This window comes from Rhodococcus sp. IEGM 1354, from assembly GCF_030056855.1.
Taxonomy (GTDB): domain Bacteria; phylum Actinomycetota; class Actinomycetes; order Mycobacteriales; family Mycobacteriaceae; genus Rhodococcoides.
In genome coordinates this window covers 538731-563275 of the sequence record NZ_JASHKT010000001.1, presented here as the reverse complement: position 1 = coordinate 563275, position 24545 = coordinate 538731, and the positions used below count along the sequence as shown (strand labels likewise).

The following is a 24545-nucleotide window of genomic DNA, read 5'->3' as shown; positions in this document are numbered from 1 at the left end:
CTGTCAGCCGAATGCCTGGTACCCCAACCAGCCGGCGAGGCCGAGTCCCAGAATGCCGACGCCGACGCGGAGCACGATCGGCGAGATCACCTTGACGGTCGGGGGCCCGCAGGCACCGCCGACGAAGCAGCCGATCGCGAGAGCCAGAGCGGCCCACCAGTTCACGTAACCGGAGAACGAGAAGATGATCGCCGCAATGAGATTGGCGATGCCGAGGAAGAAGCTCTTCAGGATGCTTGCGCGCCAGAACGTATCGGACGTGCAGATCAGCGCCAGAGCCAGGAAGATCACCCCGGCTCCGGCTCCGAAGTAGCCCCCGTAAATGGCAACGGCGAACAGCGCCAACGGGTACGGCGTCGGAAACTGCCTGCCGCCGGACAACTTTCGAATCTTGGGCTGCAGCAGCAGCGCAATCGCAGCCATCGCGACCAGGAAGGGCACGATCACCTCGAACGATCCCTCAGGGGTGACGAGCAACAGGATGGCTCCGGTGGTTCCGCCGAGCGCCGAGTAGATCGCGTAGCGAACCAGCTGCTTGCCGTCCTTGGCGAGTTCGGCCGACGAACTCGCCGTGGCACCCACTCCGGCAGCGACCAGAGCGACGGTGTTAGTCACGTTCGCCGATACCGCGGGGAGCCCTACCGCCAACAGCGCCGGATACGACACGAGGGATGCGAGCCCGGTGACGAACCCGATGAGGCCGGCGAAGAACCCGGCCACCACCAGTAGTCCGAAATCGAGCACAGTCACCTGACGAAACTACCGCGACCGACCGTCCGGTCGAAATCTACTCGACCGGGTTTGCCATCTCCTGCAACAACCGGCTCGTCATGCGCACTGCCTGATCTCCACCGTCGGCGTCCTCGATGTACACCGCGAAGGCAACATCGCCACTGGTGGCGAGCACGAAGCGATCGTCTGCGCTCTCGCCCGCAAATCCCTGGACGCCGTCGAACGTATCGAGGCCACTGCTGTTCGACGATGCGGCCACGATCTCACGCAAGCGGGCTGCCGCGTCAGCGCCCATGGGCTCCGCTGCGCGGTCTGCTACTGCAGTCTGCCCGGCGACGATGGCCGGAGTGGGCGCGCTGCCGCGGGAGATCGCCGCTGCCATCTGGGCCAGTCCGAACGGTGTCACCGTCGCCTCGGCCCCGGATGTGGTGGAGACGTTCCGAATGCCGTCGATCGCGCTCCGGCTGTCGGCGGGAGTGCCGGTGTAGGCGTCGAGACCGGGCATTGCGTAGTGAATTCCCAGACCCAGGCGTGCTGCCGCGTCTTCGGCACTGTCGTCGCCGCGATCGGCCTGTACGGCTTTGATCAACTCCGACGCGGTACCGGCCGGATAGGAGCCGGCGAACACCACGTCACCCTGCTCGTTGGCGTAACTGTTCTGTGCCGCACCGAGAATCGCACCGGTCGAGGTGGACACCGCCACGATCGACGCGGACGTACCCGCCATCACCACAGCGTTCTCGGCCGCAAGTTGGACGCGCGGATCGAGTGTTGCGTGCAGGTCCGGTCCGCCCGGTCCCTGGAATCCCACGCGTCGTTCACCGGTTCCGTCGACGGTGTAGGTGTCGACGGCCCAGCCTGCCGTGGCGTCGCGGCCGGATTGCCATGCGGCGCGCAGGGAGTCGAGCACCGGTGAGGTGATTCGACGATCGTCGACGATGAGCTTCGGCTGCGGGGCGACCACCACTCCCGGCACCGCTCGCAGATCGTCCTCGAGAACGGCGAAGTCGTCGTCGCGCAGTGTCACTGCGGTGATCGGAGCTCCGTGGGCCGAATCGAGTTCCTTCAGTAGCGATTCGGAGGTGATCAGCGGCGCGACGACGTCGATGACATCGGCGAGCTGCTGAGTCGACGCCGCCGGATCACTCATCTGGGCGGGGTCGAGAGAGATCGCGTTGATGGTCCGCTCGCTCATCAGCACGTTGTTCGCGGAATCGAAGATCAACGGCGGAGCGGCGTCGGTGCGGGTGTAGCGAACCGACCCACCCGAGGTCAGATCCGGAACGAGCGTGGCCGGATCCCACGCGATACGCCAGCCGACGCTGAGCTTCTTGGTTGCGCCCTGAGCGCTGTACTTCCAGTCCTTGCCCTCGCCGAAATTCCAGGCGGACGCGAGCGTGAAAAATCCGCTCTCGTCGGAGAGATCCATGTACTGCGTCAGGTCGAAGTCGCCCGTCGATTTACCGTCGGCCGCCAAACCGTCGAACATCTGGGTGATCGCTGCGGTAGCAGCACTCGGATAGGTCGTCAGTGCGGCGGCCGCCGCGACGTCGCGGTTGTCCAGCGCGTCGACGAATTTCGAGACCAACACCTCGGCCTCGCTCGGCGGGCGGTCGACCATCCAGAACACGGCCGAGACCGACAGCGTCGCCGATGCTGCTACTGCGACGAGGTAGCGACCGCGGACCTTGCGCGGGCCACGACGGACACGACTCATAGAACTCATGAGTCACAATATTCACTGTAGTCACACGAGTAACAAGCACGGTATTCACACGAGCCGGTCACGATTGAGATACGGCGTGGTCTGTTACCCGAAGACTGCTACCTCAGAAAACGTCCCGCAGCCTCGATGGCGGGAGCCGAACTTCCCGCGTTGTTCACGAAGACCGCGAACGCAAGATCACCGGATATCCCGACGAACCAGCCGTGCGCGCCTTCGTTGTTCGGCCCGAATTCGGCGGTTCCGGTCTTGCCGAGCAGCCCCGGAATGTCGTTCAGGGCCGTGGCCGTACCGCCGGTGATGGTCTCGCGCATCATGGTCTTGATCTGCTCGGTGACCTGTGGGTTCACCGCTGCCGGCTGCATGTTTCCCACGCCGGGCTTACCTGCGACGACCGTCGGCGGAAGCAATCCGTTGTTCGCGATCGACGACGCGACCAGCGCCATACCGAACGGCGACGCAGTCACCTGCCCCTGGCCGATGGCGGATTCGACGCGCTGCGCCGGGGTGTCGGCCGACGGCACCGATCCGGTGACGGTCGTGAAACCGGGGGTCACGTAGTCGACGCCGAGGCCGTATTGCGCTGCTGCGTCGGTCAGACCGTTCGGTGGCAGGGCGACGCCGAGTCGGCCCATCGTCGTGTTGCACGATTTCGCGAAGGCAGTGTGCAGCGGAACGTCGCCGAGCGCGAAGTTGTCGTCGTTGGGAATCTGACGTCCCTCGATGTTCTCCGTCGCCGGGCACGGCAACACGGTGTCGGGGGTGACGGCACCGGATTGCAGAGCAGCCGACGTGGTGACCGTCTTGAAGGTCGACCCGGGCGGGTAGAGACCGGTCAGAGCAATCGGGCCCTCCGCATCCGCCGCGGCGTTCTGTGCGACGGCAAGAACCTCTCCGGTGGACGGCCGAAGCGCGACGATGGCAGCCTGCTGCGGCACCGACGCCAGTGCGTTCTCGGCCTTGATCTGCAACGCCGAGTCGACGGTGGTCGCGATGTCTTCACCGGTGGTGGCATCGCGACCGGCAAGCTGGGTGACGGTGTTGTCGGCAGCGACCGATTGGATCGCCCAACCTCGATTGGCCGCCTGCTCCTGTTCCCACAGCGTCGTCAGATCGCTGAGAACCGGCGAGACGAGATTGCGATCGGTGGCCAGCAGCCGAGTCTGCGGTGCCAGGGTGACTCCCGGAACGGCCGCGAGTTGTGCGCCGATGGGATCGATGTCTGCCTGACGGAGCGAGACTATGGTTGCTGAATTACCTTGTGCAGCAGCAACAGACGACGCAACAGACTGGGCCGTGATCCCGGGAACGACGGATCCGACGAGGTTCGCAACTGCAACAGGGTCGGCCGTCGCATCGACGTTGACGAGGGTGACGACCTGCTGCGACATGAGCTCGCCGCCGTTGGCATCGAAAACCCTGGGCGCGACGAGTGCGTCGGTCGGGGTGAATCGGACCGAGGAATCGGCCGTCAGTCCGGGGACCAAGATGGCCGGGTCCCAGGTGATCTTCCACCCTTGCGGAGTCTCCGCCGCCGTCGCAGACGTCGTGTAGTTCCACTCCTTCGGCTCGCCGTCCGGTTCCGCCGTGCCGTCGGTGGTGGTCGAGAAGCGCCACCCGGCGTTCAGCGTGAACGTGCCCGCATCCTCGTTCGCGTCGACAGCCTCGAAATCGGGAGTGGCCGTCACCGTTCCGCCGGCGGACAGCCCGTCGTACAGCTGGGTGAGAGCGGCGCTCGCGCCCGCGGGATCGGTCGTCAGCGCGGCTGCCTGATCGATGTTCGAGCTGCTGACGGCGGCCGCGAACTGCTCGGCGACCGTCCGCGGCTGATCGGGCCCACTGTTTCCGCAGGCAGCGACCACCAGCGCCAGTACGGACACGATTGCGGCCAGAGTCGTCGGTCTTCTCGTTGTGCGCACGGAGTCGATCATGCCCCAGGCCTCCGACGAACCGGCGGTGGCGCGAACCCAAGATCAGGTGTAATCATGTAATCAGTATTACTGAACCATCATGGGAGTCACCATGAAACCCAGTGGACGCTCGTTCGGTCGCCCCGGCGGCTGGCAGCACGCAGACGTTCCCGACGCCACCGATGCCGGCGACTGGTTCGGCGGCAGACTGCCCGACAGCTGGTTCGAGGGCACCGCGTCAATCGAGGTGGATCGCGAAGAGATCGTGGTGGTCGGGACGTTGCCCACCGAGGAGGGCAGTTCACCTGCCGCCACCGAAGGTCGCATCGCCCGATTCCGAGAAGGCACCCGGGCCGAGCGCATGCAGATTGCCGACGAGGCCGAGAAGCGCTACGGACGCAAGGTTGCCTGGGGCGTTCGGACCGACTCCGAGGTAGTCCTGTTCACCCACCTCGCCGTTCCGGTCATGACCCGCCTGCGTCAGCCCGAACGACGCGTCCTCGACACGCTCGTCGATGCCGGAGTCGCGCGGTCTCGTGCAGACGCCCTCTCGTGGGCCGTGAAGTTGGTCGGCGAACACACGCAGGACTGGTTGGACGAACTGCGCGGAGCCATGTCGACAGTGGACGAACTGCGCAAGAAGGGGCCATCGGTCTAAATCGCTTGCGGACTGCCCACGTTCGGTATTAGCGTGGAGATCGCCTTGTTGCCCACAGATTCGGAGAGGCCATTGCTCTTCCAAAGGTTCTAGACGCCTGCAGATCGACCGCACGCACACCTTTGGAGCATCCATGCCTCATTCATCTTCCCTTTCTGTCTCGGATCTGACGTTCTCCTGGCCCGACGGTGACCCCGTGTTCGACGCGTTGTCAGCCATCTTTCCCAGCGGCACAACAGGTCTCGTCGGCTCGAACGGTGCCGGAAAGTCGACCCTTCTGAAATTGCTCGCCGGACGCCTGACGCCGCAGCGCGGTTCGATCTCGATGCCCGGCGTCCTGGGTTATCTGCGTCAGGACATCGCACTCGACCCCGAGCTCTCGGTGGATCGCGTGCTGGCTATCGATTCGGTCCGAAAGTCATTGCATCGCATCGAATCCGGTTCGTCATCCGAGGACGATTTCGCCGTCGTGGGATCGGCCTGGGACATCGAGGAGCGCGCGCTGGCGTTGCTGAACAAGCTCGGACTGGGCGGCATCGTCGGCTCCCTCGACGACCTGGATCGACCGGTAGGCACGCTGTCCGGTGGCGAAGCGATGCTGCTGGCTCTCACCGCGCAGTTGCTCGCCGAACCAGACGTACTGCTGTTGGACGAGCCGACGAACAACCTGGATCTCGTTGCACGAGAACGACTGTATGCGGCCGTGAACGGATACTCGGGGGTGCTCGTCGTCTGCAGCCACGACCTCGAACTGCTCGAGCGTGTCGATACCATCGCCGAGGTCCGCGCCGAACGCAGCGGCACCTCCCGAGTACGCATGTTCGGTGGAAACTACACGCACTACCGATCGGTGATCGACGCCGAACAGGAAGCCGCGCGGGCGAGCATCCGAGACGCCAAGAACGACGTGCGCAAGCAGGAACGCGAATTGGTCGACACACAAATCAAACTCGATCGCAGGTTGCGCTACGGCAAGAAGATGGCGGAGCAGAAGCGCGTACCTCCGATCCTTGCGGGCAGACGCAAGCGGGCCGCCCAGGAATCAGCCGGCAAACTACGCGGTACCCACAGCGACCGCGTCGACGATGCCCGGACGTCACTGTCTGCCGCCGAGGACCTCCTGCGCGACGACCGCGAGATACGCGTCGACCTACCCGCAACGAAAGTCCATCCGGGACAGGTAGTTCTGACTCATGACGACGTGCACATCGTCGGTCCCGAACGCATCGCGCTCGTCGGGCCGAACGGAAGCGGGAAGACCACCCTGCTGCGCAGCCTCGACGCCGCCGAAGCCGAAGTGCCGTGGAAATACCTTCCGCAACGCCTCGACATCTTCGACGAAACACGCACCGTTGCCGAGAACATCGCCGACGTGGCACCGCACGCCACCGCCGAGAAGATCCGTGGCCGATTGGCGCGTTTCCTCTTCCGCGGATCCGACGCCGACGCCGTCGTCGCCACCCTGTCCGGAGGCGAGAGACTGCGGGCCGCACTGGCACGAATCCTGCTGGCCGAGCCTGCTCCGAAACTACTGATGCTCGACGAGCCCACCAACAACCTCGACATCACCAGCCGCCAACACCTCATCGACGCACTGAACACATTCGAGGGTGCGCTGATCATCGCAAGCCACGATCGCCCGTTCCTCGACGCCATAGCCCCTACCCGCACCATCGACCTGACGCCGACCGTGGAGCTCGCCGAGTCGGCCGAGGAAACACCCACCCGGGAGGAGTCAATGTGACGTTCGGTGGCCTTTCAGGGGGTCAATGTCACGTTGAGTGGACTTCGGAAGGGAGAATCGCGGGGTGGAGTACGCCTCGAATGCAGATGATGGGACGCAGATCGCGTACACGGTGGTGGGGTCCGGGCCGCCGTTGTTGATGGTGCACGGCAGCTTTCTGACGCACACGATCTGGCGGACGTTCGGTTACGTCAAAGCGCTACGCGGAAGTCGGCAACTTATTCTGGTCGACAGTCGCGGCCACGGTCGCAGCGAAAAGCCCCATACTCTCGACGCCTATGCCATGGCCAACATCGTCGGCGATCTGACGGCGGTACTCGATGCGGTCGGCGCTCCGACTGTCGACTATCTGGGGTATTCGTTCGGGGCGCGGGCCGGCCTCGCGTTGACGGCTGCGAAACCGGATCGCGTGCGTTCACTCGCGGTGGGTGGCGGTAGTCACGGCGCTCAGGCGGGAGCATTCGACAGGCTTTTCTTCCCGGGCTGCGCGGACGTGTTGGAGGAGCGCGGCATGGACGGTTTCATCGCGGCGTGGAACAAGCACCGCATGTTTCCAGTCGACGCCGGAACACGAGCGGTGTTCTCCGCCAACGATGCTCGGGCCATGGCTGCGTACATCCGCGCATGCGACGCCGATCCCGGACTACCCGACGAGATGTTGCAGCACTTCACCCAGCCGTCGCTGTTCTACGTCGGCAGCGAGGACCGGACCCGGCTCGACGACACCCGTGCCGCTGCCGCCCTGGTGCCCGACTCCGAATTGCACATCGTTCGCGGATTCGACCATGCGACGACGATGGCCGCATCGGCCGAGGTGCTCGAATTCCTCGAGCGGTTCTGGAGCAACTGAGCTCAGTGTCCACAATTCGCGTCGAGAATCGGGATCCCGCCGCGAGCAACCAATAATGGGCGCTCACGTCACCTACGACAACCGACCCTGCCGGCCCCACCCACAACTGATCTGAGTGTCCACAATTCGCGTCGAGGAGCGGGATCCCGCCTCGCAGAGCGAATAGTGGGCGCTCACATCACCTCTTCAGCGCAGGGAACTGGTCGTCACGCCACTCGCTGGCCAGTGGTCCGACGGCTGCGTCCTCACGGGCGCGCAACTCCACTCGACGGATTTTGCCCGAGATGGTTTTGGGTAGCTCGAAGAACTCGATACGCCGAACACGCAGGAACGGGGCCAGGTGCTCGCGTGCGTACTTCAAGATCTCGAATGCCGTGTCTTCGTTGGGTTCCCAGCCTGCTGCGAGCGCAACATACGCCTTGGGGACGGCCAACCGCGTCTCGTCGGGAGCCGGAACGACGGCCGCCTCGGCCACCGCAGGGTGTTCGATCAGCACGCTTTCGAGCTCGAACGGGGAGATCTTGTAGTCCGACGCCTTGAACACGTCGTCGGTGCGGCCGACGTAGGTGATGTAGCCCTCGGAATCCCGCGATGCGACGTCACCGGTGTGGTAGTAACCGTCGGCCATGACGGCAGCGTTGCGCTCGGGGTCCCCGAGGTAGCCGGTCATCAGGTTGAACGGCTGCTGCGCCAGGTCGAGGCAGATCTCTCCCTCGTCGGTGAGTTCACCGGTGGTGGGGTCGACGATCACCACGGGGACGCCGGGCAGTGGCCGACCCATCGATCCGGACTTCAGCACCGCACCCGGCGTGTTGGCAACCAGCGCAGTGGTTTCGGTCTGGCCGAAGCCGTCACGGATGTTCAGGCCCCAGTCCTGCTGTACCCGGGAGATCACCTCTGGGTTGAGTGGCTCACCGGCACCGATTGCCTCACGCAGCGATCCACCCCCGCCGGCGAGGTCTGCCTGAATCAGCATGCGCCACACTGTCGGTGGCGCGCAGAACGTCGTCACCTCAGCGCGGCGGATCTGCTCGAGCAACGCCTTCGCGTCGAACTTGCCGTAGTTGTAGATGAAGATGGTCGCTTCGGCAATCCATGGCGCGAAGAAACAACTCCAGGCGTGCTTGGCCCAGCCGGGCGAGCTGATGTTCAGGTGCACGTCGCCCGGACGTAGCCCGAGGAAGTACATCGTGCTCAGATGCCCAGCGGGATAGGAGATCTGAGTGTGCTCTACGAGCTTGGGCTTACTGGTGGTGCCGGAGGTGAAGTACATGAGCAGGCGGTCGGTGGGTGCGGTGACGGACTCGAACGGCCTGGCCTCCACAGAACGAGCATCCGAATAGTCGACCCAACCGTCATGTGCCGCAGTGGCGATACGCAGGTAGTCCCCCGGAACGTCGTCGAATTTTTCGGTATCCGAGGGGTTCACGATCACGGCGCGAGCATTGCCGCGCACTACTCGGTCGGTCAGGTCGGCGGGCCCGATCGCCGTGGTCGTCGGCATCAGCACCGCTCCGAGCTTCATCACCGCGAGCATCGACTCCCAGAGTTCCACCTGGTTGCCCAGCATCAGGATCACCGAGTCGCCGCGGCCGATTCCCTGCAGTTCGAGCCAACGAGCCACCTGATCGGAGCGACGCGCCATGTCGTCGAAACTGTATTTGGCCTCGCTGCCGTCCTCTTCGACGATCCACAGCGCGGTGCCGTCGTTGCCACGGGCAATTGCGTCGAACCAATCGATGGCCCAGTTGAACGTCTCGCCGAACGACGGCCATTCGAAAGTCGCTACCGCACGGTCGTAGTCGCCGTAGGTGTCGAGCAGAAGATCGCGTGCGTTTCTGAATGCCGTATATGCCGAGTCGACCATGTTTCCTCCTGCGCCTGTGATGCCCATCACCGCCACGGTAGGGCAGATGAACAATCCCTCGCTACCCCTGAACGGGGGTGGCAACTCGGCTAGCCTCGATCGCCGTGGCCATCAGATACTTCGCTATCGCATGCGCATTGGGGATAGTCCACGCTGCGTTCTCCGGCTATTGGGCTGCAGGTGGCCGGTGGATGCTCGATACCGTCGGTGCCTTCGCCACGGAGTGGGCCGACTCCGAACCGGCAACGGCACGAACGGCACTGCTGGTGCTTGCACTCGTCAAGCTGGCCGCAGCAATTCTTCCGGCCCTCGCATACATGAACCGGCCGCGCCTGGCAGCACGGAACCGGACCCGGCTGCCGTCGTTGATCTTCGGCATATCCTGGCCCGGCTCTGTGCTGCTGATCCTGTGGGGCGGAGCGTCGTTCGTCGGCGCGGTGATCGGCCTGATCGCTTCGGACGAGAACCGAAGCGTCAAGTACGGCCACTTGTTCTTCGACGGCATCTTCCTGCTCTGGGGTGCCGCGCTTCTGACGGCATTGGTCCTCGCCCGAAAAGCCCCGTACCAACCGCGCTAGATGCGCTCCCCGGTCTCCGGGTGGAAGAGATGGATTGCACCGTCGAGTCGCGTCAGGCCGATGCTTTCGCCGATCTTGGCCGGGGCTCGGACGGCCGAACGCGCAACCAACGACACCGGTCCCCCATCGAGACCCTTGACCTTCGGGTCGTCCAGGTGCGCGTAGAGGTAGGATTCGCTGCCGAGTTCCTCGATCAGATCGACCTTGCCCTCGAAGCCTTCACCGCCGCCGTGCACGATGCCGAGTTGCTCCGGGCGTAGCCCGACGGTGACGTTGTCGAGACCCAGGCTCGCGAGCTTGGTCAGCTCGTCGCGCTCGAGGGGAAGCAGGAAGCTACCGATCTGTACGCCACCCGAGCCGATGGGAACCGTCATCAGGTTCATCGCCGGCGAACCGATGAAGCCGGCGACGAACGCGTTGACGGGGTTGTCGTACAGGTCTGTGGGAGAGGCGAACTGCTGCAGCTTGCCGCCGCGCAACACGGCCACACGATCACCCATCGTCATGGCCTCGACCTGGTCGTGCGTGACGTAGACCGTGGTGGTGCCGAGCCGACGCTGCAACGCCGCGATCTGCGTACGCGTCTGGACTCGCAGTTTCGCGTCGAGGTTGGACAGGGGCTCGTCCATGCAGAACACCTGCGGCTCACGAACGATGGCGCGTCCCATGGCAACTCGCTGTCGCTGACCACCGGAGAGCTTGCCGGGCTTGCGGTCGAGGTACTCGGTGAGGTCGAGGATCTTCGCGGCCTCGGCCACCTTCTTCGTGCGCTCCTCGAGCGAGACGCCGCGCATCTTGAGTGCGAAACCCATGTTTTCCCCGACGGTCTTGTTGGGGTACAGGGCGTAGTTCTGGAACACCATCGCGATGTCGCGGTCCTTCGACGGCACCCCCACCATGTTCTTGCCACCGATCTCGATGGCACCACCGTCGATCTCCTCCAGTCCGGCGAGCATCCGCAGTGCCGTGGACTTGCCGGAGCCGGAAGGCCCGACCAGAACGACGAATTCGCCGTCCTGGATGTCGAGGTCGAGTGAATCGACGGCGAGCTTGTCGGCACCTTCGTAGACGCAGGATGCCTTCTTGTACGTGATTGCAGCCATGGGACTTTCTCCTACTTGATTGCGCCGAAGGACAGGCCGCGCACGAGCTTGTTCTGCGCGAACCATCCGGCAAGGACGACGGGGAGTGCTGCGAACGTCGCAGCGGCGGAAAGCTGGGCCCAGTACAGGCCCTGACCGGTGATGAATCCGACGAGGTACACCGGAATCGTCTGGGCCTGAACGGCAGTGAGGTTGACCGCGAAGAAGAACTCGTTCCACGAGAAGATGACGCAGATCAACGACGTGGCCGCGATGCCGGGCGAGACCAGCGGCAGGATCACCTCACGTACCGACGTCCACAGTGACGCGCCGTCCATACTCGCGGCTTCGAGCAGTTCGCTCGGCACCTCGAGGAAAAACGATCGCATCATCCACACGGCGATCGGAAGATTCATCGCGGTGTACAGCACGACCAAAGTCCAGATGTTGTCGAGCATTCCGATGTCACCGACGATGACGTACAACGGGACAATCGCGGCGACGACGGGCAGCATCTTGGTGGAGATGAAGAAGAACAGCACGTCCTTCGTCTTCTTGACCGGTCGCAGCGACAGAGCGAAGGCGGCCGGAACACCCAGCAGCAGAACGAAGATCGTCGAGACGACCGTCGCGAATGCCGAGTTCAACAGTGTCGTGCCGATGCCGCTCTCGAGAACCCCTCGATACTGATCGAGGGTCGGTGTGAAGAACAGCTTGGGCGGGTCGGAGTAGGCGTCGGCCTCCTGCTTGAAACCGGTGAGGACCATCCACAGCACCGGGAAGAAGAACGCGATGCCTGCGACCCAGGCGACGAAGGACCAGATGGACCCCGGGCCCCACTTGCTCTTGCGCTTGATCGGCGCGGAAGTAGTTGTCTTGTCTACGGTTGGGGTACTCATCACGCTGCCTCCTCGGTTCCGCTGAAGCTCTTGAAGATCAGTCTCAGCGCCAGGGTGCTGACGATGATGGTGGCCACGACGGTGACGACGCCCATGGCCGCGGCCTGGCCGATGTCGAAGCCGAGGAACGCTCGCTGGTAGATGTAGAACGGCAGGTTCGCACTCGCCACACCCGGTCCGCCGGAGGTCATCATGTAGACCGCGTCGAAGGTGTTGACCAGGTAGATCGCACCGAGAACGGCACCGAGCTCGATGAATCGACGCAGATGCGGGAGGGTCAGCTCACGGAAGAGTTTGACCGGGCCCGCACCGTCGACCCGTGCGGCCTCGGCGATGTCCTTGGGCATGGACTGCAGGCCGGCGAGGATGAGCAGCATCATGAACGGAGTCCACTGCCAGATGAGGTTCGCCATGACGGCAGGCAGCGGGTAACGCGAGACCCAGTCGATCTGATCGACACCGAACGGGCTGAGTGCAAAGTTGATGAGGCCGAAGACGGGATCGAACATCGTGGTCTTCCAGATCAGCGCGCCGGCGACCGGGGTGATGAGGAACGGGGTGATCAGTAGGGTGCGAATCAGGCTGCGGCCGATGAACTTACGATCCAGGAGCAGCGCCAGGAACAACCCGAGAACCACCGAGATGATGACGGTTCCCACGATCATGATCACCGTGTTGAGGGCGACCTCACGGAACTGACTGTCCTGGAAGACTGCCACATAGTTGTTGAGCCAGTTGAACTTCTGCGAACCCGGTCGCACGAGGTTCCACGACTGCGTCGAGTAGTACAGCGTGAACAGGAACGGGACTTGGGTGACCAGAATGGCGAACACCATGGCCGGGAGTAGCGGGCCGCGGCGACGCCACCCTTCCGCCTTCGAGATCGTCCTGGGTCTCGGTACGAATTCCTCGGAATCGGCCTGCGCCGATCGTGTTTCGGTGGTGGTCATCCCTGGCCCTCCTGGTACGTCTTGCCGACCACTTCGGCGTACTGCTGCGCTTGTTCGAGCGCGTCCTGGACGCTGATTCGCCCTGCCACGGCGGCGCTGATCTGTTGGCTGACGCGGGTTCCCAGGTCCTGGAACTCGGGAATGGTCAGGAACTGCACTCCGGTGTACGGAACCGGATCGACCGTCGGATTGTTGGGATCGGCACCGTTGATGGAATCGAGGGTGACCTGCCCATAGGCCGCGGATGCCCGTTCGTACTCGGGGATCTCGTAGGTGGACAGGCGGCTACCGGGAGGTACTCGTTCCCAACCCAATTCGTTGCCGACCTTGTTCAGGTATTCCTTGCTGGTCATCCACGAGACGAACTTCCATGCGTCGTCGGGATTCTCCGACGTCTTCGGGATACCGAGTGCCCAGGAGTACAGCCACCCGTTGTCGCCTTTGACCGCCGACGGCGCCTTGGCGTACCCGATCTTGCCGACGACGTTCGACGACGTCGGGTCTTCGAGTACCGACACAGCGGACGTTGCGTCGTACCACATTGCCGTATTTCCCTGCGACAGTTGCGTTCCACATTCGCTGAAACCGCTTGTCGCCGCGCCTGCCTGACCGTGCTCACGGACCAAGTCGACGTAGAACTGAACGGCCTGTTCCACCTCTGGGCTGTTGAGCTGCGCGTTCCAGTTCTCGTCGAACCACCGGCCACCGAAGGCGTTGATGACGGTATCCAGCGGGGCGAGTACTTCACCCCAACCGGGCTTGCCGCGCAGGCAGATTCCCGAGACATCAGGACTGTCGAGCTTCGCGGCCGCGTCGGCGACTTCCTGCCAGGTGGGCTCCTCCGGCATGGTGATTCCGGCGGCTTCCATCAGGTCCTTGCGGTACATCAAGAACGACGACTCACCGTAGAACGGCACCGAGTACATGCTGCCCTCGTAGGACAACGACTCCTTCAGTGTGGGGATGAAATCATCCTCGTCGTAACCCGGTGTGGCGTCGGCATACTCGGACAGATTGGTCAGCCAGCCGTTCTCGGCCCACTGTGGGGTCTCGAAGTTGCTGATCATCACCACGTCGAACTCACCACCGCCGGTGGCGACCGAGGCGGTGATCTTGGCACGCGCCTCGTTCTCCGACAGCGACACGAACTTCAGATTGATGCCGGGGTTCTCCGCCTCGAACTCCGGAGCGAGCGAAATGGCGTCGGACATCTGCGAATTGGAGACGATCGCCACGGTGATCGTCTTCCCGTCACCGTCACCGCCTATCGATCCGGCACCGGCGCAGCCGGATAACACCAAGGTTGTCGCCAGCGATGCCGCGACAGCCACTTTCGGTAGAACCCTCACTGAAATACCTTTCCATTGGAGGTCGCCGTTGCAGGAGCTTGCGCAACGAGCCAACGTGCACTTTCGATGTCGGTCACCAGGATCGAGGCCAGTCCGCCGCGCAGAGCACCGAGGAGCGCCTCGTGTTTACGTCGCCCACCGGTGACGAGCACGGCCCGATCGCACGCCCTGATGGCGTCGAGCCCCACCGACACAGTTCGGCCGGGGAGTGATCCTCCGGTATCGATGCCGTCGGCGTCGTAGAACCGTCCGCCGATTTCGCCGACTGCACCGAGGCGGCGCAATTCGTCGAGAACCTCGAGGTCGATGAAGCTTCCCTCGAACAATGTGGTGGACGTGGAAACGGGACCGATGCCGTACATCATCACATCGGCATCGGTCCCGGCTTTGAGGGCGCGCGAGATCACGGAATCCTGCTCCAGCGCAACCACTGTCGCCTGATCGGCGTACAGCGGAGCATTGAGCCGGACGGGTGTCGCCTGCAAGTACGAGGCGCAGCGTCCGAGCGTGTACTCGACACCGGTCTGATAATCGGCCGACGTGATGGAGCCGTCGAGCTGTACCACCGCAGCACATTTGGTGGATCGGGTCTTCAGCGAGCTCGCTACCGCCACCGTTTCGGGGCCCCAGGTAAAACCGAGAACGTCCTGATCCTTGAGTCGCCGCGACAGCAACGTCGCTGCCGCGCGGCCCAAGGACCCGTAGCCGCCGTCCGTTCCGTCGATGACGTCCGAAACGACCAACACCTCGGTGAGCCCGAACATCGCCTCCAGCTCTCGCTCGACGTCCGCATGCACGGTGCCCTGCAGATCGTCGGGGACGTTGATCTCGATCGTCACGAGACCCTGAGTACGAGCACGAGCGACCAATCGTCCAGCGGTCGGACGCGAAACTCCCAGCTTCACTGCGATCTCGGCCTGCGTCGCACCTTCGAGGTGGTACATCGTGGCGGCGCGCAGAGCGAGACGGAGATCCTCTCCGGACCGCACGGGCCTCGCTCTGCCGGACTCCGATCCGTCCATTGCGCCTCCCTGCTTGGTGAGCAGATGCTCAGCTCGTGTTCATCTGCTCATTAAGCTAACATTAAGGTGTGATCTACACAACACCCCCTCGCGACCGGCGACCCGTGCCACAGTTCATGCAGGCCAGCGTGCTCACCGGCGTGCAGGAGATACGAATGGAAGATCGGCCGGTGCCCACCCCGGCTCACGACGAGGTACTCGTCAAGGTCACCGCCGTCGGTGTCTGCGGTTCCGACGCGCATTACTACCGCGAGGGACGCATCGGCGACTACGTCGTCGACGGTCCGCTGGTACTCGGACACGAGGCTGCGGGTGTGATCGTGGCCGTGGGATCAGCAGTCGCCGACACCCGCGTCGGGCAGCGCGTCTCCATCGAGCCGCAGCGCCCCGATCCCACCAGTGCCCAGTCGCGCGCCGGCCGCTACAACCTGTGCCCGGCCATGGAATTCTTCGCGACGCCGCCGATCGACGGCGCGCTGGCGGAGTACGTTCTGATCCAGTCGGTATTCGCCCACGACGTCCCAGACTCGATCTCCGACGAGGCCGCAGCACTGTTCGAGCCGCTGTCGGTCGGTATCGCGTCGGCGCAGAAGGCCGGAATCACCGCCGGATCGAGCGTGCTCATCGCCGGCGCAGGTCCGGTCGGCATCGTCACCGCCCAGGTGGCCCGTGCTTTCGGTGCCACCGAAGTGATCGTCAGTGACATCGACGCACCGCGGCGCGACAATGCCGCGAAACTCGGCGCGACGCGGGTGCTCGATCCAGCAGTGGAGGACGTCCGCGCGCTCGACGTGGACGCGTTCATCGACGCATCGGGTGCCGCTCGGGCCGTCGTCGACGGCATTCACGCTGTGCGGCCGGCGGGTACCGTCGTACTGGTGGGCATGGGCGGTTCGGACTACCCGCTCCCCATCTCACTGATTCAGAACCGAGAACTGGTTCTCACCGGTGTCTTTCGGTACGCCAACACATGGCCGATCGCGCGCGAGCTCGTCCTGGCCGGTCGCGTCGACCTCGACGCAATGGTCACCGCGCGTTTCGGCCTCGATCGCGTCGAAGATGCCTTGAACGCAGACAAGCAACCCGGCAGCATCAAAGCCGTAGTGATACCCGGACTTTCGAAGGAGACGGACGTATGAAGTTGAACTCGCGCAATCTCGACGACTTCATCGAGGACGTGGCCGTTCCCACCTACGACCGTTCCGACATCACCGTGGGCATAGTGCATTTCGGTGTCGGCGGCTTCCATCGCGCCCATCAGGCGATGTACATCGACCGGTTGTTGCAACAGGGGCAAGGTTCCGAGTGGGGCATCTGTGGAGTCGGCGTACTTCCCGGAGACCGCCGGATGAAGGACGTCATGGAGGCGCAGAACTGCCTGTACACGTTGGCGCTCAAGCATTCCGACGGCACATGGGACACCCGCGTCATCGGATCCATCGTCGAATATCTCTTCGCGCCCGACGACGCAGAGGCCGTCATCGAGAAGATGGCCGCGGAGACCACGAAGATCGTCTCCCTCACGATCACCGAGGGCGGCTACAACTTCTCCGCGACGACGGGTGAGTTCGACGTCGAGAACCCCGCCATCGTCGCCGATCTCGCGGACGGGGCAGTTCCGGCAACGACATTCGGGCTCGTCGTGGAAGCATTGTCACGGCGTAAGGAACGCGGACTCATGCCGTTCACGATCATGTCGTGCGACAACATCGAAGGCAACGGCCACATCGCACAGTCGACGTTCACCACCTTCGCGCGCCTGAAAGATCCAGCTCTCGCAGAGTGGATCACCACAGAAGGCGCGTTCCCCAACTCCATGGTCGATCGCATCACTCCGGTCACGACACCGGAAGTGATCGAGGAACTATCGGCCCGATACGCCATCGACGATCAGTGGCCGGTAGCCGGTGAGCCGTTCACACAGTGGGTGCTCGAGGACAACTTCACGCTCGGACGCCCCCCTCTCGACGATGTCGGAGTTCAGGTTGTCGACGACGTCACTCCGTACGAGCTGATGAAGCTACGGCTGCTCAACGCCAGCCATCAGGCGCTCGCGTATTTCGGCTACCTCAGCGGTTTTCGACTGGTGCACGAGGTCTGTCAGGACCCGCAGTTCGCCGCGTTCCTACTCGCCTACATGGACGAGGAAGCAACGCCCACGCTGCAGGCCGTGCCCGGCATCGATCTGACCGAGTACAAGCACACACTCATCGAACGATTCTCCAATCCTGAGATCCGCGATACCGTCGCTCGGCTGTGCGCCGAGTCCTCGGATCGAATTCCCAAGTGGCTCTTGCCTGTCATCCGCAAGAACCTCGAGACCGGCGGTGAGATCACTCGCTCCACCGCGGTCGTTGCCAGTTGGGCGCGTTACGCCGAGGCCGTGGACGAATCCGGCGAGCCCATCGAGATCGTCGATCAGTTGAAGGATTCACTGGTGCCGATCGCGCAGAGTCAGCGGGAGAATCCGACGGCCTTCATCGCCAACCGAGCCGTGTTCGGGGACCTGATCGACAACGAACGCTTCGTCACCGAATACACGAAACAGCTGACATCACTTCAGGAGAACGGTGCGCGCGCAACCCTGGAGGCGCTCATGTCGACTCGCTGAATTTTTCGGTGTCTCGAACCTGGCCGGAGACGATGACGGTATCGCCTGCGCCGATCACCGTATCCGCCGTGGCGTAGGTGAACCCTTCACCCGGACGCTTGACTGCAACGACGGTTACTCCGTGCTTGGTGCGGATTCCGCTCTCGCCCAGAGTTTTTCCGAGCAGTGAGGCCGGGGGCGACGTCTTCGCCATGGCAAAGCCGTCGTCGAACTCGATGTAGTCCATCATCCGACCACGTACCAGGTGAGCTACTCGCTTACCCATGTCGTGCTCGGGCCGGACGACGTGGTGGACGCCGATCTGGCTGAGAATCTTGGCGTGCGCGTTGCTCAGAGCCTTGGCCCAGATGGTCGACATCGACAGATTCACCAGAGCGGATGCGGTGAGCAGGCTCGCTTCGAGATTTGAGCCGATGCCCACGACGGCGCGGTCGTACTCGTGTACCGAAAGCTGTCGCAACGACTCCTCGTCGGTGGTATCGGCCACCACAGCATGCGTCAAACGGTCTGCCACGCGTTGCACTACGGCCTCGTCGCTGTCGACGCCGAGCACCTCGACTCCCTGGCTCATCAGTTCCAGCGCCAGCGACTTACCGAAGCGGCCGAGACCGAGAACGACGACGACGTCGGAGGACGGTTTCCTAGCCAATGAACGGCCTTTCCGTGGGAAGCGTGTAGCGCCGACCGCGGTCGCGGGCGGCGAGAGCACTGACCAGAGTGATGGAACCGATGCGGCCCAGATACATCAGGACGATCAGAATCATCTGGCCCCAGCCGGGCAACTGCGCGGTGATTCCGGTGGACAGGCCCACCGTCGCGAATGCCGAGACGACCTCGAAAAGAAGCACGTCGAGGTCGAAGTTCGTACCGGCCAACAGCGCTACCACCGGCAGCATGATGAGGGCCACCCCGATCAACGCGACGGTCAATGCCTGACGTTGCACCCGTGGATCTATTCGACGGTCGAACACCGTCACCTCCCGATCACCGCGGATCTCGGCCACGATGACGAACAGCAGGAGTGCGAAGGTGGTGACTTTGATACCACCCGCCGTGCCGCCGCTACCACCGCCGATGAACATCAGGACGTCGGTGACCAAGAGGGTCGCGTTGTCCACATCCGCGTAGTCGACGCTGTTGAATCCTGCGGTTCGGGGCATGACGCCCTGGAACGTGGCAACGAGCATCTTGTCCCAGAAGCCGAATCCGCCCAGCGTCCTGGACCACTCGAACAACATCACCACAGTGGGCCCGAGGACCAGAAGAACGCCGGTGACGGTGAGTGTCATCCGGGTGTGGAGCGACCATCGCTTTCGTGCCCGAACGCCGCGGGAACGTGCGCGGAGGTGACGGGCGATCTCGAAGAGAACCGGAAATCCGATGCCGCCCAACACGACTGCGATCAGCAGCGGCACACAGATCCACGGGTCGGTGGCGAACCCGATCATGTTGTCGCTGAACAGAGCGAATCCGGCATTGTTGAACGCCGACACGGCATGGAAGACGCCCAACCAGAGCGCGCGCCCGGGTGGCTCGTCGTAGCCGATGACGAAACGCGCCGCCAGGGCCATCGCGACCACACTCTCGATGATCACGCTGGTGCGGAACACCCCGACGACGACACTCCTGACGTCGCCCAGCCCCGTCGTGCGTACCTCCGCCGCCGCATTGAGCCTGCCTCGCAGCCCGATTCGATCGGCCAGGACCAATCCGACCAGAGACGCGATCGTCATGATCCCGAATCCGCCGATCTGGATCAGGCCGAGAATCACGCCCTGCCCGAAAGCCGACCAGTACACCGGGGTGTCGACCACGATCAGACCTGTCAAGCTCACGGCCGAGGTCGAGGTGAACAACGCCTGGAGAACATCGGTGTCGTAGCCAGGCATAGTGGCCGCCGGAATCATCAGCACACCTGAGCCGAGCAGAATGGCGAACGCGAATCCAGACGCCATGACTCGTACCGGCGTGAGCCGAAAGACCGCGGACCATCGCGAGGCCGGGCGAGCGTCTGCCACTCGGCAGACAGTACCGGTGAGACGAGCCGCTTCGCGGCACGTGCGCGGAAGTTCGTAGCAGGGGTCGAGTTTCCGCGCACATGCGCGTCAGCGCTCCACCGCCTACGGCATCAGTCGACCAAGCGCTCCCCGGTCACAGTGGAGAACAGGTGGGTGCGCTCGGCGGCGTAGGAGAGCGTGATCGTCGATCCGCGTTCCGGTGGGATGCGGCCGTCGGCGCGGACGACGATGGGCTGACGCGTGCCGTTGATATCGGCCTGGCCGTAGACGTAGGCGTCGGCTCCGAGTTCTTCGACGACGTCGATGGTCACTTCGAGGCCTGCCCCGGTGGTGATCTGCAGGTCCTCGGGCCGCACACCGAGCGTCACTGTGTTCTCGCCGATTCCGGCGATGGCGGAGCGGGGAACCGGAACCACTTCACCGCCGAAGCGGACGCCGCCGTCGACGAGCGGTAGCTCGAGCAGATTCATTGCAGGCGATCCGATGAAGCCGGCGACGAACACGTTGTTCGGGTGTTCGTACATGCGCCTCGGCGAGTCACACTGCTGCAGCACACCGTCTTTGAGGACGGCCACGCGATCGCCCATCGTCATGGCCTCGACCTGATCGTGGGTGACGTACACGGTCGTCGTGGCGAGCCTGCGTTGCAGTGCAGAGATCTGCGCGCGGGTCTGCACTCGAAGTTTGGCGTCGAGGTTGGACAGCGGCTCATCCATGAGGAACACCTGGGGTTTGCGAACGATGGCGCGGCCCATGGCGACTCGCTGACGCTGGCCGCCGGAGAGCGCTTTGGGTTTGCGGTCGAGGAATTTGGTGAGATCGAGGATCTTGGCAGCGTCCTCGACGCGGCGCTTGATCTCGGCCTTGTCCTCGCCGGCGATGCGAAGTCCGAATCCCATGTTCTCGCCGACCGTCATGTGCGGATACAGGGCGTAGTTCTGGAAGACCATCGCAATGTCTCGATCCTTGGGCTGATGGTCGGTGACGTCCTTGCCGCCGATGGTGATGGCTCCCCTGTCGACTTCTTCGAGACCGGCGAGCATGCGCAGCGACGTCGACTTTCCGCAGCCGGACGGGCCCACGAGGACGAGGAATTCACCGTCCTGGATGTCGAGATCGAGCTGGTCGACTGCAGCTTTGTCGCCGCCGGGAAACAATTTGGTGACGCCCTGAAATGCAACGGTGGCCATGATGGTGGTCCCTTCACCGGCAGGAACGTGCCGGACGATCCGAGTGAGATTCATGTATGTGAATGGATGCCAGAATGCTGACTTCGTTTAGAAGTATGTATTACTGTGATGCCCATTACAAGGTTTCCATCGAAGGAGTTCGAGAAGAATGACCGACACCGTTTCACGAGTGCTCATCACCGGGGCCGCAGGCAACATGGGGGCGATGCTCAGGCCTCTACTGGCGACTCCCGGCCGCACGCTGCGCCTGTTCGATATCGCCGAGATCACCGACATCGATTCGGCCACAGAGGAATTCGTACAGGGTTCGGTCACCGATCGCGCTGCCGTGGCCGCCGCGGTGGACGGTGTCGATGCAATCCTGCACCTTGGGGGATTGAGCACCGAGGACTCGTGGGCCAACATTCTGTCGGTGAACGTCGACGGCACTCAGGCAGTCTTCGAAGCCGCTGTGGCGCAGGGGGTTTCTCGGATAGTGGTGGCGTCGAGCAATCACGCAGTCGGATTCTGGACGCACGACGAGGCAGGCGACTCGCCACTTCCGGGCGACGCCGTTCCGCGACCCGACGGATTCTACGGGTGGAGCAAGGCCGCGGTCGAAGCCCTGGGCAGGATGTACCACGACCGCTTCGGCATCGACGTCATCAATCTGCGTATCGGTTCGAGCTTCGCCGCGCCGCCCAACTACCGCGGCCTGGCCACCTGGATGTCGCCCGCCGACACTGCGCGACTGATCGAGGCGTCACTGTCGGACAGCGCCAAAGGTTTTCACACCGTGTGGGGCATCTCGAAGAACTCGCGCGCGTGGTGGTCCGGCAACGAGGGCGCGGAGATCGGGTACCTACCTCGCGACGACGCGGAACAGTTCGCCGAGCAGTTCCTCGCCGAACACGAGTGGACGTTCAGCGATCCGATCCTGCAACGAGTCGGCGGCGCATTCTGCGATCACCCGCTCGGCCAGCGGATGCGCTGACGCACCCTCTGCTCCACTCGACGTCCTCGGGCGGGGGATTCCCCGCCGCGGACGGACGAGTGGAGCGCCTGTTGCAGTCCGCCTTACGAATACGTTGTGACGATCGACCCCAACGCGTCGAGCTGGGGGCGGTTGACGAGACCGAGGTGATAGAGGTGCAGCTCGTTCGCCCCGGCGTCGACGGTCGCGGCCACATGCGCGGCCACCTCGTCGAGCTTCTTCGGCGGCAGTACCGACACGTAGGCACCCACATCGACCCCGTCGCCGACGGTCGCCCGGGTTGCCTGCACCACCGACACCGTCTCGGCCGTTCCCGGCCAGGCCGACACCAGCACCGCATCCACATCGGCTGGCACGGTGGCGGTCAGCGCAGGCGAAGGCCCGGTCTTCCACGGATCCGGGTGACCGTGCAGCGTCACGCGTGCCGACGGAGCCTGTTCACGCACGGCGGCAAGCACTTCCGCACGAAGGTGATCGGCGTCGGCGTGTCGGACGGCGAGCACCGCGTCGATCTCGTCGGCGGCCAACACGTCCGTGATCGCCGCACCTGCAGGCAAGGTTCCGGCCGACAGGGCGTCGACACCGTCGCGCAGCTTCTGCGTCACCTTCCCCGAGTCGACTCCTCGTTCGCTCCAGGCGTCGAGCTCGCGCTGTGTGCAGCTGATCGACATCAGCGTGTCGCCGATGTCCGGGAACGCGCCGTCCGTCTTCTCGTGTGGTCCGACATGAGCGAAGCCCATCTGCCCGCATGCCTCGACAGACACCCCGTGTACCTCGACGCCGCGGATCGCTTCGGCCGCGAGCGTGGCGCTGTACCGCACGATGTCGGGATGCCCTGGTGCGAGGGCATACCGATAGGCATCTCCGAAACAGTTGACGACGGACGCGTCGGGATGGGCGTGGCCGAGAATTGTGCTGTGTGTCAGCACGATCCACGCGTTCACCAGGAATCCGGCCTCCCGCAGCACACCCGCTGCCTCGCCGAACGCGTCCTCGGCACCGCCCCAGGCGGCCGTCCGCGCAGTGATCGTGTGCCCGGCCCAAGCGTCGGGACGAACCGGTCGATACAGCGCTGCGTGGTGGGCGTCGACCACTTTGTGCTGCGGATGCAGCGGGGTTGCCGCCCTGGTGGAGTGGTACGTCGCGGCGAGCGAGATCTCGTGCACCCCGAGTCTGTTGGCGCGTTCGACGAAATGCGGATCGCCCAGGACGTCCCAGGGGTAGGCGTGCGCGACGATGCGGTCGACGGTCATGAAGATCATCCTTTGATGGCTGATTTGTTCGGTAGAGAGAACTGAGTTCACACATGGGAACACAATTCGAGCCCAACTGTCCACGATTCACGCGACGAGCAGAGATCCGGCGAGCCCTGGGGGCATTCGACGATCCTCCACGTCCGCACGTGACCCGCGGTCGGACCTGGACACGCGATGGCATCTCCGGCGTGGAGCTGAACTGGGACAACACGGCCGCATGGCTGCTGACGCCCCCGGACGCAAAGACTCCACTGCCCGCGATCCTGCTCATGCACGGTCACGACGGTATGAAGTTCTACGGCAAGGAGAAGGTGGCAGACGGCCCCGACTGCATGGCACCCGACCTCGAGGAGTTGCGCAGGCGCGGATACGGCGGCAGCGCGCCAGCCGCCCGTCTGGTTGCAGCGGGTTTCGCAGTCCTGGTCCACGACGTGTTCCCGTGGGGCAGTCGCCGGGTGCCGTGGGAGGACCTCCCCGAGCGGGCTCGACGTGCAGGTGCCCAGCTGGAAGGGCTGCCGAGATACGAGGCGGCCGCCCGCGAGCACGAGCACGGACTCGCAAAAGTGGCAGCGCTGCAGGGCAGTTCATTGGCCGGGCAGGTGCTGAGCGAGGACCTGATCGCGCTGCAGGCACTGGCGGAGTGCCCCGAGGTGGACGCACACCGCATCGCCACTGCCGGATTCTCCGGTGGCGGAGTGCGCGTCGCACATCTACTGGCGTGCAGCGATCGCCTACGGGCAGGGGTGATCACGGCATCGATGAGCACGTTCGCCGATATCGCGAACGGTCACGCGGACGACACCACCTGGTTGATGATCACCCCGGGCCTGCCTGCGGTGTGCGATTGGCCGGAGATCGCCGGTGCCGCAGCCCCGACCCCATTGTTGGTCCAATTCGCTGAGCTGGATTCCCATTTCGGCCTCCCCGGCATGCGCGACGCCGAGGCGGCGCTCCGCCTCGACTACGGAGAATCGGAAACACTGTTCACACAATGGTTTTCGGAACCGCATCGATTCACGACGACCATGCAGGACGCGGCGGTCGGCTGGTTGAGCATGCACGTGTGACGGGGAATGCTTGACAGCGCTTGTGACTGCCGTCATAGTTGGTCCAGAAATTCACATAGAAGACGA

At 63.9% G+C, this 24545-nt stretch carries 21 protein-coding genes; 8 read left to right on the top strand and 13 right to left on the bottom strand.

Translation table 11 applies throughout. The annotated features are described in order from the left end of the window. Window positions 1-3: 3 nt before the first annotated feature. The 3 genes from QM588_RS02840 to QM588_RS02830 all read right to left on the bottom strand — a co-directional run bounded on the left by QM588_RS02840 (window position 4) and on the right by QM588_RS02830 (window position 4386). A complete protein-coding gene (locus QM588_RS02840) occupies window positions 4-750 on the bottom strand; it encodes a sulfite exporter TauE/SafE family protein (protein WP_283311306.1) in 747 nt (248 codons plus the stop codon). Window positions 751-787: 37 nt separating this feature from the next. Next, window positions 788-2449, bottom strand: a complete 1662-nt coding sequence (locus QM588_RS02835) for an NTF2-like N-terminal transpeptidase domain-containing protein (protein WP_283311810.1) — start codon at window positions 2447-2449, stop codon at window positions 788-790. A gap of 107 nt (window positions 2450-2556) precedes the next feature. Next, the gene (locus QM588_RS02830) at window positions 2557-4386 is read right to left on the bottom strand and encodes a penicillin-binding transpeptidase domain-containing protein (protein ID WP_283311304.1); all 1830 of its coding nucleotides are present in this window, start codon (window positions 4384-4386) and stop codon (window positions 2557-2559) included. Between the two features lie 79 nt (window positions 4387-4465). Between QM588_RS02830 and QM588_RS02825 the strand changes: the two genes are divergently transcribed. The 3 genes from QM588_RS02825 (at window position 4466) to QM588_RS02815 (ending at window position 7617) form a co-directional block, all read left to right on the top strand. Further along, a complete protein-coding gene (locus QM588_RS02825) occupies window positions 4466-5023 on the top strand; it encodes a hypothetical protein (RefSeq protein WP_283311303.1) in 558 nt (185 codons plus the stop codon). Between the two features lie 133 nt (window positions 5024-5156). Further along, entirely contained in the window at window positions 5157-6767 is a 1611-nt protein-coding gene (locus QM588_RS02820; protein WP_283311301.1) for an ABC-F family ATP-binding cassette domain-containing protein, read from the top strand. A gap of 37 nt (window positions 6768-6804) precedes the next feature. Next, window positions 6805-7617, top strand: a complete 813-nt coding sequence (locus QM588_RS02815; protein WP_442972855.1) for an alpha/beta fold hydrolase — start codon at window positions 6805-6807, stop codon at window positions 7615-7617. 178 nt (window positions 7618-7795) lie between these two features. Here the strand turns inward: QM588_RS02815 and QM588_RS02810 are convergent, their stop codons facing one another. After that, the gene (locus QM588_RS02810; RefSeq protein ID WP_442972854.1) at window positions 7796-9511 is read right to left on the bottom strand and encodes an AMP-binding protein; all 1716 of its coding nucleotides are present in this window, start codon (window positions 9509-9511) and stop codon (window positions 7796-7798) included. Between the two features lie 77 nt (window positions 9512-9588). Between QM588_RS02810 and QM588_RS02805 the strand changes: the two genes are divergently transcribed. Beyond that, a complete protein-coding gene (locus tag QM588_RS02805; protein WP_283311299.1) occupies window positions 9589-10062 on the top strand; it encodes a DUF3995 domain-containing protein in 474 nt (157 codons plus the stop codon). Here QM588_RS02805 and QM588_RS02800 read toward each other — a convergent pair. From QM588_RS02800 to QM588_RS02780, 5 genes are read right to left on the bottom strand one after another with little or no spacing between them, the layout of a single operon-like run. Next, window positions 10059-11165 carry an ABC transporter ATP-binding protein gene (locus QM588_RS02800; protein ID WP_032374789.1) on the bottom strand — a complete coding sequence of 369 codons (1107 nt, stop codon included), beginning with the start codon at window positions 11163-11165 and terminating at the stop codon, window positions 10059-10061. The two genes, QM588_RS02805 and QM588_RS02800, sit on opposite strands and share 4 nt — an antisense overlap. 11 nt (window positions 11166-11176) lie before the next feature. Then, on the bottom strand, window positions 11177-12043 hold the full coding sequence (locus QM588_RS02795) for a carbohydrate ABC transporter permease (RefSeq protein ID WP_283311297.1): 867 nt from the start codon (window positions 12041-12043) through the stop codon (window positions 11177-11179). Continuing rightward, a complete protein-coding gene (locus tag QM588_RS02790; RefSeq protein WP_135046710.1) occupies window positions 12043-12993 on the bottom strand; it encodes a carbohydrate ABC transporter permease in 951 nt (316 codons plus the stop codon). The genes QM588_RS02795 and QM588_RS02790 overlap by 1 nt, the downstream gene beginning before the upstream one ends. Next, the gene (locus QM588_RS02785) at window positions 12990-14342 is read right to left on the bottom strand and encodes an ABC transporter substrate-binding protein (RefSeq protein ID WP_283311296.1); all 1353 of its coding nucleotides are present in this window, start codon (window positions 14340-14342) and stop codon (window positions 12990-12992) included. The genes QM588_RS02790 and QM588_RS02785 overlap by 4 nt, the downstream gene beginning before the upstream one ends. After that, window positions 14339-15364, bottom strand: coding sequence for a sugar-binding transcriptional regulator (locus QM588_RS02780; protein ID WP_283311293.1), 1026 nt, complete (start codon window positions 15362-15364; stop codon window positions 14339-14341). Before QM588_RS02780 ends, QM588_RS02785 begins: the two co-directional genes overlap by 4 nt. A 116-nt stretch (window positions 15365-15480) precedes the next feature. On the opposite strand from QM588_RS02780, the gene QM588_RS02775 reads away from it, so the two are divergent. Both QM588_RS02775 and QM588_RS02770 read left to right on the top strand, forming a co-directional pair. After that, complete coding sequence (locus tag QM588_RS02775) at window positions 15481-16503, top strand: NAD(P)-dependent alcohol dehydrogenase (RefSeq protein WP_283311805.1); 1023 nt, start codon at window positions 15481-15483, stop codon at window positions 16501-16503. Further along, window positions 16500-17975, top strand: a complete 1476-nt coding sequence (locus tag QM588_RS02770; protein ID WP_283311292.1) for a mannitol dehydrogenase family protein — start codon at window positions 16500-16502, stop codon at window positions 17973-17975. The genes QM588_RS02775 and QM588_RS02770 overlap by 4 nt, the downstream gene beginning before the upstream one ends. Here the strand turns inward: QM588_RS02770 and QM588_RS02765 are convergent. From QM588_RS02765 to QM588_RS02755, 3 genes are all read right to left on the bottom strand, one after another. Next, window positions 17959-18624 (bottom strand): potassium channel family protein, encoded by a 666-nt coding sequence (locus QM588_RS02765; protein ID WP_027495332.1) that lies wholly within the window; start codon window positions 18622-18624, stop codon window positions 17959-17961. The genes QM588_RS02770 and QM588_RS02765 overlap by 17 nt on opposite strands. Then, window positions 18617-19930 carry a TrkH family potassium uptake protein gene (locus QM588_RS02760; RefSeq protein WP_283311804.1) on the bottom strand — a complete coding sequence of 438 codons (1314 nt, stop codon included), beginning with the start codon at window positions 19928-19930 and terminating at the stop codon, window positions 18617-18619. Before QM588_RS02760 ends, QM588_RS02765 begins: the two co-directional genes overlap by 8 nt. A 173-nt stretch (window positions 19931-20103) precedes the next feature. Then, window positions 20104-21183, bottom strand: coding sequence for an ABC transporter ATP-binding protein (locus QM588_RS02755; protein WP_027495330.1), 1080 nt, complete (start codon window positions 21181-21183; stop codon window positions 20104-20106). Between the two features lie 148 nt (window positions 21184-21331). Between QM588_RS02755 and QM588_RS02750 the strand changes: the two genes are divergently transcribed. Further along, window positions 21332-22156 (top strand): NAD-dependent epimerase/dehydratase family protein, encoded by an 825-nt coding sequence (locus tag QM588_RS02750; RefSeq protein ID WP_283311291.1) that lies wholly within the window; start codon window positions 21332-21334, stop codon window positions 22154-22156. Between the two features lie 83 nt (window positions 22157-22239). Here QM588_RS02750 and QM588_RS02745 read toward each other — a convergent pair whose 3' ends face one another. Further along, on the bottom strand, window positions 22240-23409 hold the full coding sequence (locus QM588_RS02745) for a hypothetical protein (protein ID WP_283311290.1): 1170 nt from the start codon (window positions 23407-23409) through the stop codon (window positions 22240-22242). Window positions 23410-23600: 191 nt separating this feature from the next. Here QM588_RS02745 and QM588_RS02740 point away from each other — a divergent pair, with 191 nt between their 5' ends. After that, window positions 23601-24479 carry a dienelactone hydrolase family protein gene (locus QM588_RS02740; RefSeq protein WP_283311289.1) on the top strand — a complete coding sequence of 293 codons (879 nt, stop codon included), beginning with the start codon at window positions 23601-23603 and terminating at the stop codon, window positions 24477-24479. Window positions 24480-24545 lie beyond the last annotated feature (66 nt).